Here is a 13,538-nt window from a genome sequence, read left to right as displayed (position 1 = left end):
AAACTGAATGAAGCGCTCTAGAACGTGTGTTCCAGGTCACAAAAAACGTGACTGACGTAAACCCGGCCTGGCATTCCTTCCTCTCAATCAGAGGGCCAATAATTTCTAAATCAGCGCCATCTGGCGCCCCGGCGGACAGAAGGCCGTGCAATCGAGGTTGAAGCCTTCGCGATGATTGAGCCCAAGGCGTTTCAATGCTTTGGCGAAACGCTGGGCGAGCAGGTCGGCAAACGGCCCTTCACCGCGCATCCTGGCGCCGAAACGGCTGTCGTACAGCTCGCCGCCACGACTCTGGCGGATCAGGCTCAATACATGGGCAGCGCGCTGCGGGTAGTGAGCCTCAAGCCACTCCTCGAACAGCGGCGCCACTTCCAGCGGCAGCCGCAGCATCATGTAGGCCGCGCTCTGGGCGCCGGCGGCATGGGCTTCGGTCAGCAGGCTTTCGATTTCGCTGTCGTTGATCATCGGAATCATCGGTGAACACAGCACACCCACCGCAACCCCTGCCTCGCGCATGACCCGGATCGCCCGCAGCCGGGCCTTGGGCGCGGCGGCGCGGGGTTCGAGGATGCGTTTGAGTTCATCATCCAGGGTCGTGAGGCTGATCATCACTGCCACCAACCGCTGTTGCGCCAGTTCGGTGAGCAGGTCGAGATCGCGCAGGATCAGCGAACCCTTGGTGACGATGGTCACCGGATGCCGGTAGCGCAGCAGCACTTCGAGGATCTGGCGGGTGATCCGGTGTTCACGTTCGATCGGCTGATAGGGATCGGTGTTGGAACCAAGGTTGATCGGCGCGCATTGGTAGCCTTTTTTCCCCAGCTGTTCTTCCAGCACCTGGGCGGCGTTGGTCTTGGCGATCAGCTTCGTTTCGAAATCCAGCCCCGGCGACATGTCCCAATAGGCGTGGCTGGGCCGTGCGTAGCAATAAATACAGCCATGCTCGCAACCGCGATAGGGATTGATCGAACGGTCGAAGGGCAGGTCCGGCGAGGTGTTGCGGGTGATGATGGTCTTCGCGGTTTCAAAACTGACTTCGGTGCCCTGGGTCAAGGGTACTTCCTGATACCAGCCGTCATCCTCGGCCACCGAACGACTCGGCGCAAAGCGGTTGTGCGGGTTGGTGGCGGTGCCGCGACCGCGCGGGGGCAAGGGGGTGGTCATGACGGGTTTCCTTGATCTGTATATGCATACAGTATCCGTCGAAGGCCGGATGATCCACTACCGTTCGGCGTCGATTGATAATTGACAGGGTTAGTTACTTACCTATTTAAATAACGAACTTTATTCGAGTGCAAATTAAAGAAACACAAGTTGGCTGGTGGTTTGTTGTTGATATCCCTAGCATCCACTTCGCTTTACAACACTTGATCAAATGAAAGACAAAGGGATTTGATAATGTCGTTTTTTAATTCTCGTGGAATTTTTCTGCAAATGATGCAACCCGGTCCTTCGGAGCCCAATACACTGGTTTCCATGCAACTGGCGCGCAAGGAACTGGGCTGGGATGCCGAGGCTCGCCAGCAGACTGAAATGCTGGTGGACCCGATTTTTGTTACCGCAACGTCCAGCGACGGCGGGCGTACCTTCAGTCTTGGCCGTTTGAATCACGATGTGGATCGGGATGGAGAAGTGGGTGAGCAGGATCGAGCCAAACTGATTGCCCTGGCTAAAGCCTACGTCAGCATTACCAATCCGTAACAGCGGTTGAATATATAACCCCTGCATGTTTATTCATGCAGGGGTTGTTTTATTTAGTTATGACTGGTGACTTGTCCAAGATCGCCGGTTGATGTGGTGGTCATGTCGTCCGTGCGTAACTTTGCAACATCTTTGGCTGTAACGGCCGATGCCTTGTTACCCCAACTTCCACGAATAAAGCTCACCACATCCGCCACTTCCTGATCCGACAGGCGCCAGGCGAAGCCAGGCATGGTGAAGGTGGACGGTGCCGTGTGCGTTGCCGGCAGGGTACCGCCCTTGAGCACGATGTGGATCAGCGACGTCGGGTCATCCGATTGCAGCACCGGGTTGCCCGCCAGCGCCGGGAACACCCGGGTGTAGCCGTGGCCGTCAGTACGGTGGCATGCCGCGCAGTTATCGATGTACACCGACGCGCCACGTTGGCTGTCATCCCCGTTCCACAAGGCCTTGGCAGTTTTCTCGTCGTACTGGTGCGGCTGGTCGGCAGGGTCATTGGCCGGCAGCGATTTCAGGTAACGGGCAATCGCGGTCAGGTCGGCGTCGGTCATGTACTGCATGCTGTGGGTGACCACGTCGCTCATGCCGCCGAACACCGCGCTGCGGTCGCTGCGACCGGTCTTGAGGAACTGCACCAGTTGCTCTTCGCTCCAGCTGCCGAGACCGTCCTTGTGGTCGCCGCGCAGGCTCTTGGCGATCCAGCCTTCCAGCGGCGCACTGCCTGACAGAAAACTGTTGCCTTCGGCCGCGCTCAGGGATTTTTCCTGCATGGTCAGGGCTCGTGGCGTATGGCAGGCGCCGCAATGTCCGAGGCCTTCCACCAGATACGCCCCACGGCTGACCACGGCATCGTCCGACGCGGCTTTGTAATCCTCGACTTTCGGCGCGAACAGCCAGCGCCAGCCCGTCAGCGGCCAGCGCATGCTCAGTGGCCACGGAATATCGCTGGCTTTGTTTTCCTGTGCCACTGGGGCAACGCCGTGCATGAAGTAGGCGTAGAGCGCCTGCATATCGGTTTCGCTGACGCGGGCGTAGGACGGGTACGGCATCGCCGGGTACAAGGTACTGCCGTTTTTGGCCACGCCATGCCGCACGGCCTGGTCGAAGTCCTCGAAGCTGTAGTCACCGACGCCGGTTTTGTCCGGGGTGATGTTGGTCGAGTAGATTGTGCCGATCGGGGTTTCCATCGGCAGGCCACCGGCGAACGGCTTGCCGTCCTTGGCCGTGTGGCAGGCCACACAGTCGCCGGCGCGGGCGAGGTATTCGCCTTGTTTGATCAGGGATTGATCAACTTCGGCGCCATGAACGGCCACGCTGCCGAGCAGGGCCAGGGTCGCGATAACGAGAGTTTTCATGGTCATCGCTCCTTAAGCCTGAACCAGCGGGCCGGGGTTTTTCAGGTATTGCTCGCGAATCGCTTTCGCCGACCAGTAGGTCAGCGCGGCGACCAGGCCGGTCGGGTTGTAACCCAGGCCTTGCGGGAACGCCGAGGCGCCCGGAACGAACACGTTGTGCACGTCCCAGCTCTGCAGATAGCGATTGAGCGCGCTGGTCTTCGGATCGGTGCCCATGATCGCGCCACCGTTGAGGTGGGTGGTCTGGTACGACGCAGTGTTGAAGTGGTCGCCGACCTTCTTGCCGATCACGGCGATGGCCTTCGGGCCCATGGCCTCGGCGATCTTGCCCATTTTCTCGACCATGAAGCGGTTCATCTTGATGTCGTTTTCCTGCCAGTCGAACGTCATCCGCAGCAGCGGCATGCCGTAGGCATCGCGGTACACCGGATCCAGATCGAGGTAGTTGCCACGGTAGGATTGATGCGCACCGTGGGCGTCCATCGACACCTGGTGGGTGTAGTAATCGGCGGTCGCGCGTTTCCACGCGCTGCCCCAGGCCGGCGTGCCCGGCGGGTTGGAGGTGCCGGCGATCGGTCGGCTGCCGGCCTGGTTGACCCACATCGGCGAGCCACCGACGAAACCGTGTGGTCCGTGATCGAAGTTGTCGGCGTTGAAGTCATCCACCGCCACACCGTTGCCGCCGGCACCGATGAAGTTGTTGGTGTGGGTGTCCTTGTCGAAGAACGCCTTGATGGTGGCCATGTTCTGGTAAGCGAAGTTGCGCCCGACTACGCCTTCACCGCTGACCGGGTCGTACGGTTTGCCGATGCCGGAGAGCAGCATCAGGCGCACGTTGTGCAACTGGAACGCGCCGAGGATTACCAGATCGGCCGGTTGCTCGATCTCGCGGCCCTGGCCGTCGATGTAGGTGACGCCGGTGGCTTTGGTTTTCGTGCTGTCGAGGTTGACCCGCAGAACGTGGGCGTTGGGCCGCAGTTCGAAGTTCGGCAGCGGCTTCAGCGCCGGCAGAATATTCACGTTCGGCGACGCTTTGGAGTACATGTAGCAGACGTAACCGCTGCAGAAACCGCAGAAGTTACACGGACCCATTTGTGCGCCGTAAGGATTGGTGTACGGACCCGACGTATTGGCGGAAGGCAGGTTGTAGGGTTTGTAACCCACCTCCGTAGCCGCTTTGCCGAAAAGCTGTGCGGAAACCGTGTTCTTCTGCGCTTCCAGCGGAAACGGGTTCGAACGATCCGGGGCGTACGGATTGCCGCCCTTGCCCTGACCGACCAACTGGCCTTTGACGGTCCAGGCCTGGCCGGAGGTGCCGAAGACTTTTTCGGCGAAGTCGAAGAACGGCTCCAGCTCTTCATAGCTGACACCGAAGTCCTGGATGGTCATGTCCTTGGGGATGAAGCTTTTGCCGTAGCGCTCTTCGTAGTGGCTGCGCATGCGCAGCTCGATCGGGTCGACGCGAAAGTGCACGCCCGACCAGTGCAGCCCGGCGCCGCCCACGCCATTGCCCGGCAGGAACGCGCCCAACTGGCGGTTCGGCAGGGCGATGTCGTTGACGCTGTGGCGGATGGTGACGGTTTCCTTGGAGATGTCCTGGAAGAGTTTTTTACGCACGCTGTAGGTGAGTTCGTCAATCACCTGAGGATAGTTGCCGTCAGGGTAGGTGTCCTGCATCGGCCCGCGTTCCAGCGCCAGCACGTTGAGGCCTGCCTCGGTCAGCTCCTTGGCCATGATCGCGCCTGTCCAGCCGAAACCGACGATCACCGCGTCGACCTTTTTCATTACCGTTGCCATGCTCACGCCCTCTCGCCGCGAATCGAAACTGCCGGGAAGGGGTACTGCTCGTTGCGTTCCACCCAATCCATGAAATCGGCGCGGGCGCCGGGGAAGCCGATCATGGTCCAGCCGACCATGCCTTTATTGCCGCCGTGGATCGGGTCGCAGAAGAACCCTTCCTTGGTGTTTTGCAGCAAAAGACTGAAGAAAATTTTCGCCGGAACAGCGTCGAATTGCGGTGTTCCAGCTTCAAGCTGCTTGAGCAGATCGTCTCGGGTAGCGCTGTCTTGCTCGGCAAATGTTTTACCGTTGATGGATTTTGCCCACTGATCCGTGGCGGCGATGCCAAGGCGATAGATCTCTTTCGGCACCAGTTTGCTCTGCCAGCCCATCTCCGGCGCAGCGTCGGCATTGAACGGGCCCTGCATGTACCAAAGGGCACCGGCGGCGTACGGCGTGTTCATCTGACGGTCGATGTATTCCGGCACGCCGGCTTCGAGTGCACCCGGACCCTGCGCATCGTTGGGGATCAATTGCGCGACAGCGGCATTGATGAACGCCCACTCTTCGGCAGTGAAGTAGCTCGGCTGATAAGGGCTGGCTTCAACGGCGGCCGCTTTTGCCGGGGCAGGCGCGCTTTCAGGCGCGGCTTGCAGCACCGTGCTGCCCAGACCGCTGCCGGCGAGGGTGACGACCGGAATCAGGGTCAGGGATTTGCGCAAAAAGTCACGCCGCGGGTTGTCTCGATCTTCATCAGACATGGGGGATGCACCTCATCAGGCATTGATGGTTGTCAGCCGTTTCTGCGAACGACTCAAGAATTTTCTGGCTGCGACGTGGCCGGAATGACAGGGAAAGAGGGACGCGTCTGCAACATCATGTGACAAATGGTAGCAGGCTAAGCAACGAGATGAACCGATCAAGCCAAAAAAGAGCGCATTTCGACCAAGGAACCCGGTGTCTTCACGATTCTTTTACAAGCGCCTCACAGGGATTTGACTGCGTGGCTCGCAAGCTGAGGCCCTCTCTGACGAAACCCACACGGTCGCCGCAAAGCATGTTCCTGACGCGTTTTTCCTCCGCATTTTGTTTGTCGCTCCTTGCGCTGTTCAGCTGGATTCCTGCTCAGGCTGCGCAAACCCCGGCTTCTCGTCCCGTCGAATGGGCGCAGCCGGTAGAAGTGCAATACAACCTGTTCCAGATGTCGCCCACGCTGTACCGCAGTGCGCTTCCCGACGACGGCGCGGTACCGTTGCTGAACAAGCTGAAGGTGGCCACGGTCATCAACTTCCTGCCGGAAGCGGATTCCAACTGGCTCAAGGCTCCCGGTATCCATCAGGTGCAATTGCCCTATCGCACCAATCACGTGGACGACAGTGATGTGCTCAAGACTCTGCGTGCAATCCAGTCCGCCGAAGCCGACGGCCCGGTGTTGATGCACTGCAAGCACGGCTCCGATCGCACCGGCCTGATGGCGGCGATGTACCGGATCGTCGTGCAGGGCTGGAGCAAGGAAGACGCCCTGAACGAAATGACCCAGGGCGGTTTCGGCGAAAGCGGCCATTTCAAGGACGGCGTGCGCTACGTGATGCAGGCCGATGTCGACAAATTGCGCACTGCGCTGGCCAATGGTGATTGCAGCACCAGCGCGTTTGCCACGTGCTCGATGAAGAGCTGGTTTCAGACGGTCAATCTGAAGTAACTCGCCCGGCTTCTCCGTCAACGAGGCCGGTAACTGGCCGGCCGATGAACGCTTCCACCGCGTCCAGTAACGGGTGCCCCGCACCCGGCGAAAAGAACGTTGTACGAAACTCTCGACCGGTTTGCGCGTTGAACACCCAGTCGCGGCTGAAACGCTTGAACGCTTCCTTGGCCAGTACGTCCGACCAGATGTAGGCGTAAACCGAAGCGTCGTACTGGGTCACCATGTAATCGAATCCATTGGCGAACCGGTGATCGTCCGGCAGTTGCAGATGGCCGAGGCGGCGTTGCGCTTCAGTGCACACCTCCTCGGTCGAGCGGCCGTCGCCGTGGGTCAGGTGCAGCTCGAAATCGATCATCGCCCCCATCAGCAACAAGGCCCGTTGCCGGCTGGAATGGGCCTGACTGGCTGACAGCGCCGCGTCAACCCGCGCGGCGCTCAAGCGCTCGCCGGTCTGAAAGTGCGCGCCGAGCCACAGCACAAACTCCCGCGATAGACACCATTGCTCGAACAGTTTCCCGGAAAACTCCGCCGCTTCATGGCCCAGTTGCAGGATGCCGGACAGGCTGTGATGGGGCGAGCGCGTCAGCACGTGCTGGAGGCAGTGGCCAAACTCATGAAACAGCACCTGCAGATCGTCGATTTCGAGCCGGCATGGATGGGAGGCGGTGGCCGGTGTGAAATTGCTGTAGAGCAGGGCAATCGGTAGCGCCGGGCGGCCTTCGGCGTTGATCCGACGATTGCGCAATGTGGAGGTGCCGGGGAAGTCCACCGCGTTTTCGCGATGAAACGGATCGAGGTAGATGTAGCCGACCACTTGCTCATGCTCGCTGACTTCCAGCAGACGCACATTGGCATGCCAGCGCCCGCCGCCGGACTGTTCGACGATGCGGATCCCGAACATCCGCTCGCAGAACAGAAAAAGCCTGCGCAGGGTGCCCTCGAGCGGAAAGTAATCACGCAGGTTTTCCAGTGCGCCGGGAAACTGCTGCTGGCGCCATTGTTCGGCGAGGAAATCTTCATCCCACGGCTGGACCCGGTCGATCCCGCGTTGCTGCGCAAAGGCTGCCAGTTGTTCTGCATCCTGCGCGAGAGTCGGTACCAGATGCATCGCCTGACGCTGGAGAAAATCACTGACCCACGCCGTGGTCCCGGCGCTGTTATTTGCCAGGCTCAATTGCGCGGCGTTTTCATGGCCGAGCAAACGGGCTTTCTGCTGGCGCAAGGCGAGCAGCCCCGCGAGCACCGGGCCGTTATCGAAGCGCCCGGCCAGCGGGCCCCGATCAGAGGCACGGGTCATGTAGGCAACGTAGCATTCCTGTCGCAACGCGCGGTTCTCGGCGTACTTGAGGATGTGCTGGCAGGTGTTCTGGTCCAGTCGGATCAGCCAGCCGTCATGGCCGGCCTGGCGTGCGGTGAGAGCCAGACGATCCTTCATCGCCTGCGAGAGGCCCGCGAGCAGCGCAATATCGTCGACACGTTTGCTCCACGCCTCGGCCCAGCGTTCGAGATTTTCCAGAAACGCGAACTCCAACCCGCCGATCTCGAGGTTCAACCGCGCCAGTTCCTGTTGCTGTTGAGCCGCAAGCTCAATGCCCGACTGCTTGAATCGGCGCAGAATCCCCGCCAGAGCGATAGCGCGCGATTCATCGAAACTCCCGGCGATCGAACTTTGCGCCAGACGCTGATAGGTCTCGTACAACGGGCGATTGAGGGCATTTTCAGCATGGTACTGATTGATCGCCAGATATGCCTTGGCGCTTTCTACAAGCCAGACCGCATCGTCGGACCTGACTATCGACAACGTTTCGAGAATCGAGCGGACTTCATCGAGGCGGGCATCGGCCTCATCGATACTCACTACCAGATCGTCCCAGCCGGGGTGTTCGGCCTGACTGGCGATAACCTGGGCGATGATTTGTCGATTGTCGGCAATGATGCGGTTGACGGCCGGCAGCAGGTGCTCGGCGCGAATCGCTGGCCAGGGTGGCAGGATCCAGTGTTGTAGGAGGGGATTGGTGTCGGGCATGGCAGCTTCCTTCGAGGCGTGGCGCAAAAGGCCAGCCTACGAAGCAAGTGCGGGGGACAGGTGTTAAGCCAATACCACCTTCCACCGGTATTCGGCAGAAGGTGGTTCTGGATCAGTGTTGCTCGTCGGGCTTTTTCTTCAGTTTCGGGTTCGGGAAGAACTGCACCGCCTGAACCGTCTTGTCCGGGGCAGGCTTGAGCGCGCTGGTGTTGACCCGCGTACCCAGTTCCTTCGGAACCGACAACCCTTGGGCATTGAGCGTATCGCTGTAGCCGCACGCCACGCATTCGCGGTGCGGGACATCGTCCTCGCTCCACATCATCAGTTTGTCCGGCTCGCTGCACGCCGGGCAGACCGCCCCGGCGATAAAGCGTTTTTTGGTCTTCACGGGCGCCTCACTCATGCTGCCGCGTCCTCACTCAGGCCGCTGTGGCGCAAGAGTGCGTCAATCGACGGCTCACGGCCACGGAAGTCGACGAACAGCACCATCGGCTCCTGCGAACCACCGCGGGCCAGAATCGCTTCGCGGAAGGCGCGGCCGGTGTCGGCGTTGAGTACGCCGTCCTCTTCGAACCTGGAGAAGGCATCCGCCGACAGCACTTCCGCCCATTTGTAGCTGTAGTAACCCGCCGCATAACCGCCGGCGAAGATGTGCGCGAAGCTGTTCGGGAAGCGGTTATAGGCCGGAGGACGCATCACCGAGACTTCGTTGCGCACGCTTTCCAGAACCTGCGCGACGCTGCGGCCGTCACCGTGGGTGGCGTGCAGTTCGAAGTCGAACAGCGAGAACTCCAGCTGACGCACCATCATCAGGCCGGACTGGAAGTTCTTGGCCGCGAGCATTTTTTCCAGCAGATCCTGTGGCAGCGGCTCGCCGGTTTCGTAGTGGCCGGAAATCAGCGCCAGACCTTCCGGCTCCCAGCACCAGTTTTCCATGAACTGGCTCGGCAGCTCGACCGCGTCCCACGCCACACCGTTGATGCCGGATACACCGGCATGTTCGACGCGGGTCAGCAGGTGATGCAGGCCATGGCCGAATTCGTGGAACAGGGTGGTGACTTCATCGTGGGTCAACAGCGCAGGCTTGCCGCTGTCGGCCGGGGTGAAGTTGCACACCAGGTTGGCCACCGGGCTTTGCAGCACGCCGTCAATGGTGCGGCGACGGTCGCGGGCGCCGTCCATCCAGGCACCGCCGCGCTTGTTGGCGCGGGCGTAGAGGTCGAAGAAGAAGCGGCCGACGTGCTGACCGTTTTCCTTGATTTCGAACAGGCGCACGTCCGGATGCCAGGTGTCGAAGCCTTTCAGTTCGGCGATTTCGATGCCGTACAGACGCTGGACGATGGCGAACAGTCCGCCCAATACCTTGTCGATCGGGAAGTAGGCGCGCAAGGTTTCCTGGGCGACGCTGTAGCGTTGTTCACGGAGTTTTTCGCCGTAGAAACCGCTGTCCCAGCTTTGCAGATCGGCACAGCCCTGCTCGGCGGCGTAAGCCTTGAGCTGTTGCAGATCCTGGGCGGCAAACGGTTTGCTGCGCTTGGCCAGGTCGCGCAGGAAACTCAGCACCTGATCGCTGGATTCGGCCATTTTGGTGGCCAGGCTCAGCTCGGAGAAACTGGAGAAACCGAGCAGTTTGGCCAACTCCTGACGCAGGTCGAGGATTTCGTCCATCACCGGGCCGTTGTCGTTCTGGCCGGCATTCGGACCTTGATCCGACGCACGGGTGCAGTAGGCGGCGTAGACTTCTTCACGCAGCGCGCGGTCCTGGGCGTAGGTCATCACCGCGTAGTAGCTCGGGAATTCCAGGGTGATCAGCCAGCCATCGAGACCTTTGGCCTGTGCGGCGGCAGCCATTTGCGCCTTGGCCGAGTCGGTCAGGCCGGCGAGGGCGGCTTCGTCGGTCAGGTGCTTGGTCCAGGCCTGAGTGGCGTCGAGCAACTGGTTGGAAAAGCGGCTGCCCAGCTCGGACAGCTTGCTCTGCACTTCGGCGTAACGCTTCTGTTCGGCTTCCGGCAGGTCGATACCCGACAGGCGGAAGTCGCGCAGGGCGTGTTCCAGGATAGTTTTCTGCGCCACGTCAAAACCGGCGGCTTCCGGACTGTTGGCCAGGGCTTCATAGGCCTGGAACAGCTCGCGGTTCTGGCCCATCTCGGTGGAATAGGCGCTCAATGCCGGCAGGCAAGCCTCGTAGGCTTCACGCAGTTCGGCGCTGTTGCACACGGCATTGAGGTGGCTGACCGGGCTCCAGGCAGCGCCCAGGCGATCGTTGAGTTCGTCCATCGCCAGCACCAGCCCGGCCCAGGTCGGGTTCCGGCCCTGGGTCTTGAGGATTTCGGCGATGGCGGCGCGGTTGTCGGCCAGGATGGTTTCGATGGCCGGCTGCACGTGTTCGGCACGGATCGCGGAGAACGGCGGCAGGTCGTAGGACTGCAGAAGAGGGTTGTTCACGCTCACGGTTGGCACCTTGGCTGGAAGAAACATGCGCCCATCTTAATTACAATCGACACCCACCGCAGCTATCGGCGACAGAGAGAGAACCAATCGTGTCCCTTCGCAAGTACCAGAATCACACCCCACGCTTGAGCACAGGCGCTTTTGTCGACGGCTCGGCGGTGGTGATCGGCGACGTCGAAATCGGCGAAGACAGCTCCGTTTGGCCGCTGACCGTGATCCGCGGCGACATGCACCGCATCCGCATCGGTGCACGCACCAGCGTGCAGGATGGCTGCGTGTTGCACATCACCCACGCCGGCCCGTTCAACCCGGATGGCTTCCCGCTGCTGATCGGCGATGACGTGACCATCGCCCACAAGGTCATGCTCCACGGTTGCACCGTCGGCAGCCGCGTGTTGATCGGCATGGGCAGCATTGTCATGGACGGCGCGGTGGTCGAGGACGACGTGATCATCGGCGCCGGCAGCCTGGTGCCACCGGGCAAGCGTCTGGAAAGCGGTTTTCTGTACGTGGGCAGCCCGGTGAAACAGGTTCGCCCGCTGACCGACAAGGAAAACGCCTTTTTTACCTACAGCGCGGCGAACTACGTGAAGCTCAAGGATCTGCATCTGGCCGAAGGCTACGACCAGCTCTGACTTTTCTCTCTATTGCCCGGGATTTTTCATGCATTACCAGACCGTACTGTTCGACCTCGATGGCACTCTCACCGACCCGCGTGAAGGCATCACCCGCTCCATCCAGTTCGCCTTGAGCAACCTAGGCATCGATGAGCCGGACCTGAGCAAACTGGAACACTTCATCGGCCCGCCGCTGTTGCAGGCGTTCATGCAGTTTTATGGTTTCGACGAAGCCAAGGCGTGGGAGGCGGTGAATTTCTATCGCGAGCGCTTCAAGGTCACCGGCCTGTACGAGAACCGGGTGTTCGAAGGCGTCACGCCGTTGCTGGAAACCCTGAGCGGCCAGGGCCGGCAGCTGTATATCGCGACGTCGAAGCCGTGGGTGTTCGCCCGGGAAATCGCCCGGCACTTCGATTTCGCCAAACACTTCAAAGTGATCTACGGCAGCGAACTCGACGGCACCCGCACCAACAAGGTCGAGTTGATTGCCCACCTGATCGCCGAGGAAGGGCTGGATCCGGCCAATACGTTGATGATCGGTGACCGCAAGCACGATCTGATCGGTGCTCGCAGTAACGGGTTGGATGCGGCGGCCGTGGGTTACGGTTTTGGCAGCCATGAAGAGCTGAGTGCCGAAGCGCCGGCGTATCACTTCGAGACACTGGCGGAGCTGCATCAGGCGTTTTTGCAGCGCCAGTGATATCGCCTTCGCGGGCAAGCCCGCTCCCACAGGAAACCGAGTACCACTGCTGAAACACTGTCCCTGTGGGAGCGAGCTTGCTCGCGATGGAGCCAACAATACCGCTGTAGATTTATGAGTCTGCCAGCACTTTCAAAGCCGACTTGCGCTCAACGACGGGCAAGCCACCCAACTTCTCGACCTCTGCGTAAAACCTGACCCAATTCCCTTCGACCTGCCTGAACAATGCAGTAAACGCCGGCACCCACTGGTCATAAAGGCCGAACGGCAACAGCCGTGCGTTATTCAATGGCGCATTGACCCAGGCGTCATAGCGTTTGTCTCCAGCCCACTGGCCATCGCGCATCGCTCGGTAGTCGTGTCGAAACCGTTCGAACTCCGCCGCCTTGCGCTCGCGCATCTGCGTCGTCGCCAGCGGTTGTGCATAGAGCTGTTCAAGTCGTGAGCGGGTATCGAGGATCAACCGAATGAACTGATCCCGTTGTTTCAGCTTCGAGTCGTTTTCCGGGGGCAAGCCCCGAAACGCTCGCCACTGCCGCGTACCTTCCTGCTCGACGAAGGTCGCGAAGGACTCGTTGAACTCAGTGTCGTCCTTCACATAGAAACGCTGGTGGGCCAGTTCGTGGAAGATCAGCGTCGCCAGACGCTCGTCGCCCCAGCCCATCATCGAATTGAGGATCGGGTCGTTGAACCAGCCCAGAGTCGAGTAGGCCTCGACGCCGCCGATCGACACATCCATGCCTTGCAGGCGCTGAATCGCGGCTTCGCCCCGCGCTGTGCTCTGGCTGTAATAGCCGCGATAGGCCACGCATCCGGCAATCGGGAAGCAATGGTTCTGCGGGCTCAGGGAAAATTCCGGGGTGGCGAACACATTCCACACGACAAACGGCCGACCGATGTCGGCGTAGAGGCGATAGCTTTGGTTGTCCGGCAGGTGCAGGTGTTCGCTGGCGAAGGCCCGGGCTTTTTGTGACTGGGCCAGGTGAGTGCGCAGTCTGGCGTCGCGAGCCGGGTCGGCGATCACCTTGGCCACCGGCTCCCGCGCCCGCAAAAGCTGCAGCTGACCGCTGGCCAGCTGGCTGTAATAGCTCAGGCTTGAGCAACCGTTGAGCAACAAAATCATCACACCCGGAAACAAAATCCGCAAAACGCGATCAAGTAACCCATGGCTTGGAAGCGGCCTGATCAAAATAAAAAATCCCCC

Annotated in this window: 12 protein-coding genes; 4 read left to right on the top strand and 8 right to left on the bottom strand. The window is 60.5% G+C overall.

Annotation, left to right across the window (positions count from 1 at the left end):
• Window positions 1-105 precede the first annotated feature (105 nt).
• A complete protein-coding gene (locus CAF79_RS03155) occupies window positions 106-1,164 on the bottom strand; it encodes a PA0069 family radical SAM protein (protein ID WP_085696527.1) in 1,059 nt (352 codons plus the stop codon).
• A gap of 234 nt (window positions 1,165-1,398) precedes the next feature.
• Here CAF79_RS03155 and CAF79_RS03150 point away from each other — a divergent pair, with 234 nt between their 5' ends.
• Entirely contained in the window at window positions 1,399-1,701 is a 303-nt protein-coding gene (locus tag CAF79_RS03150; protein ID WP_085696526.1) for a hypothetical protein, read from the top strand.
• Window positions 1,702-1,754: 53 nt separating this feature from the next.
• Here the strand turns inward: CAF79_RS03150 and CAF79_RS03145 are convergent, their stop codons facing one another.
• From CAF79_RS03145 to CAF79_RS03135, 3 genes are read right to left on the bottom strand one after another with little or no spacing between them, the layout of a single operon-like run.
• On the bottom strand, window positions 1,755-3,056 hold the full coding sequence (locus CAF79_RS03145; RefSeq protein ID WP_085696524.1) for a cytochrome c: 1,302 nt from the start codon (window positions 3,054-3,056) through the stop codon (window positions 1,755-1,757).
• 12 nt (window positions 3,057-3,068) lie between these two features.
• Window positions 3,069-4,853 (bottom strand): GMC family oxidoreductase, encoded by a 1,785-nt coding sequence (locus CAF79_RS03140; RefSeq protein WP_085696522.1) that lies wholly within the window; start codon window positions 4,851-4,853, stop codon window positions 3,069-3,071.
• A 2-nt stretch (window positions 4,854-4,855) separates the two neighbouring features.
• Window positions 4,856-5,596, bottom strand: a complete 741-nt coding sequence (locus CAF79_RS03135; RefSeq protein ID WP_085696520.1) for a gluconate 2-dehydrogenase subunit 3 family protein — start codon at window positions 5,594-5,596, stop codon at window positions 4,856-4,858.
• Window positions 5,597-5,892: 296 nt separating this feature from the next.
• Here CAF79_RS03135 and CAF79_RS03130 point away from each other — a divergent pair, with 296 nt between their 5' ends.
• Window positions 5,893-6,537 (top strand): dual specificity protein phosphatase family protein, encoded by a 645-nt coding sequence (locus CAF79_RS03130; protein ID WP_085696518.1) that lies wholly within the window; start codon window positions 5,893-5,895, stop codon window positions 6,535-6,537.
• On the opposite strand, the gene CAF79_RS03125 is transcribed toward CAF79_RS03130, so the two are convergent.
• From CAF79_RS03125 to prlC, 3 genes are all read right to left on the bottom strand, one after another.
• Window positions 6,524-8,566, bottom strand: coding sequence for a M3 family metallopeptidase (locus CAF79_RS03125; protein WP_085696516.1), 2,043 nt, complete (start codon window positions 8,564-8,566; stop codon window positions 6,524-6,526). The two genes, CAF79_RS03130 and CAF79_RS03125, sit on opposite strands and share 14 nt — an antisense overlap.
• Before the next feature lie 112 nt (window positions 8,567-8,678).
• On the bottom strand, window positions 8,679-8,969 hold the full coding sequence (locus tag CAF79_RS03120; RefSeq protein WP_007953955.1) for a YheV family putative zinc ribbon protein: 291 nt from the start codon (window positions 8,967-8,969) through the stop codon (window positions 8,679-8,681).
• Window positions 8,966-11,044 carry an oligopeptidase A gene (gene prlC / locus CAF79_RS03115; RefSeq protein WP_170929691.1) on the bottom strand — a complete coding sequence of 693 codons (2,079 nt, stop codon included), beginning with the start codon at window positions 11,042-11,044 and terminating at the stop codon, window positions 8,966-8,968. Before prlC ends, CAF79_RS03120 begins: the two co-directional genes overlap by 4 nt.
• A 62-nt stretch (window positions 11,045-11,106) precedes the next feature.
• Between prlC and CAF79_RS03110 the strand changes: the two genes are divergently transcribed.
• Window positions 11,107-11,652 carry a gamma carbonic anhydrase family protein gene (locus CAF79_RS03110; RefSeq protein ID WP_085696514.1) on the top strand — a complete coding sequence of 182 codons (546 nt, stop codon included), beginning with the start codon at window positions 11,107-11,109 and terminating at the stop codon, window positions 11,650-11,652.
• Window positions 11,653-11,680: 28 nt separating this feature from the next.
• On the top strand, window positions 11,681-12,334 hold the full coding sequence (locus CAF79_RS03105) for an HAD family hydrolase (protein WP_085696512.1): 654 nt from the start codon (window positions 11,681-11,683) through the stop codon (window positions 12,332-12,334).
• Window positions 12,335-12,446: 112 nt separating this feature from the next.
• Here CAF79_RS03105 and CAF79_RS03100 read toward each other — a convergent pair whose 3' ends face one another.
• On the bottom strand, window positions 12,447-13,523 hold the full coding sequence (locus tag CAF79_RS03100; RefSeq protein WP_085696510.1) for an aminopeptidase: 1,077 nt from the start codon (window positions 13,521-13,523) through the stop codon (window positions 12,447-12,449).
• Between the last annotated feature and the right edge of the window lie 15 nt (window positions 13,524-13,538).

The organism is Pseudomonas sp. B26(2017) (assembly GCF_002113045.1).
Lineage (GTDB): Bacteria > Pseudomonadota > Gammaproteobacteria > Pseudomonadales > Pseudomonadaceae > Aquipseudomonas.
The sequence above is the reverse complement of the archived record's forward strand: the minus strand, read 5'-3'. Positions and strand labels throughout refer to the sequence as shown.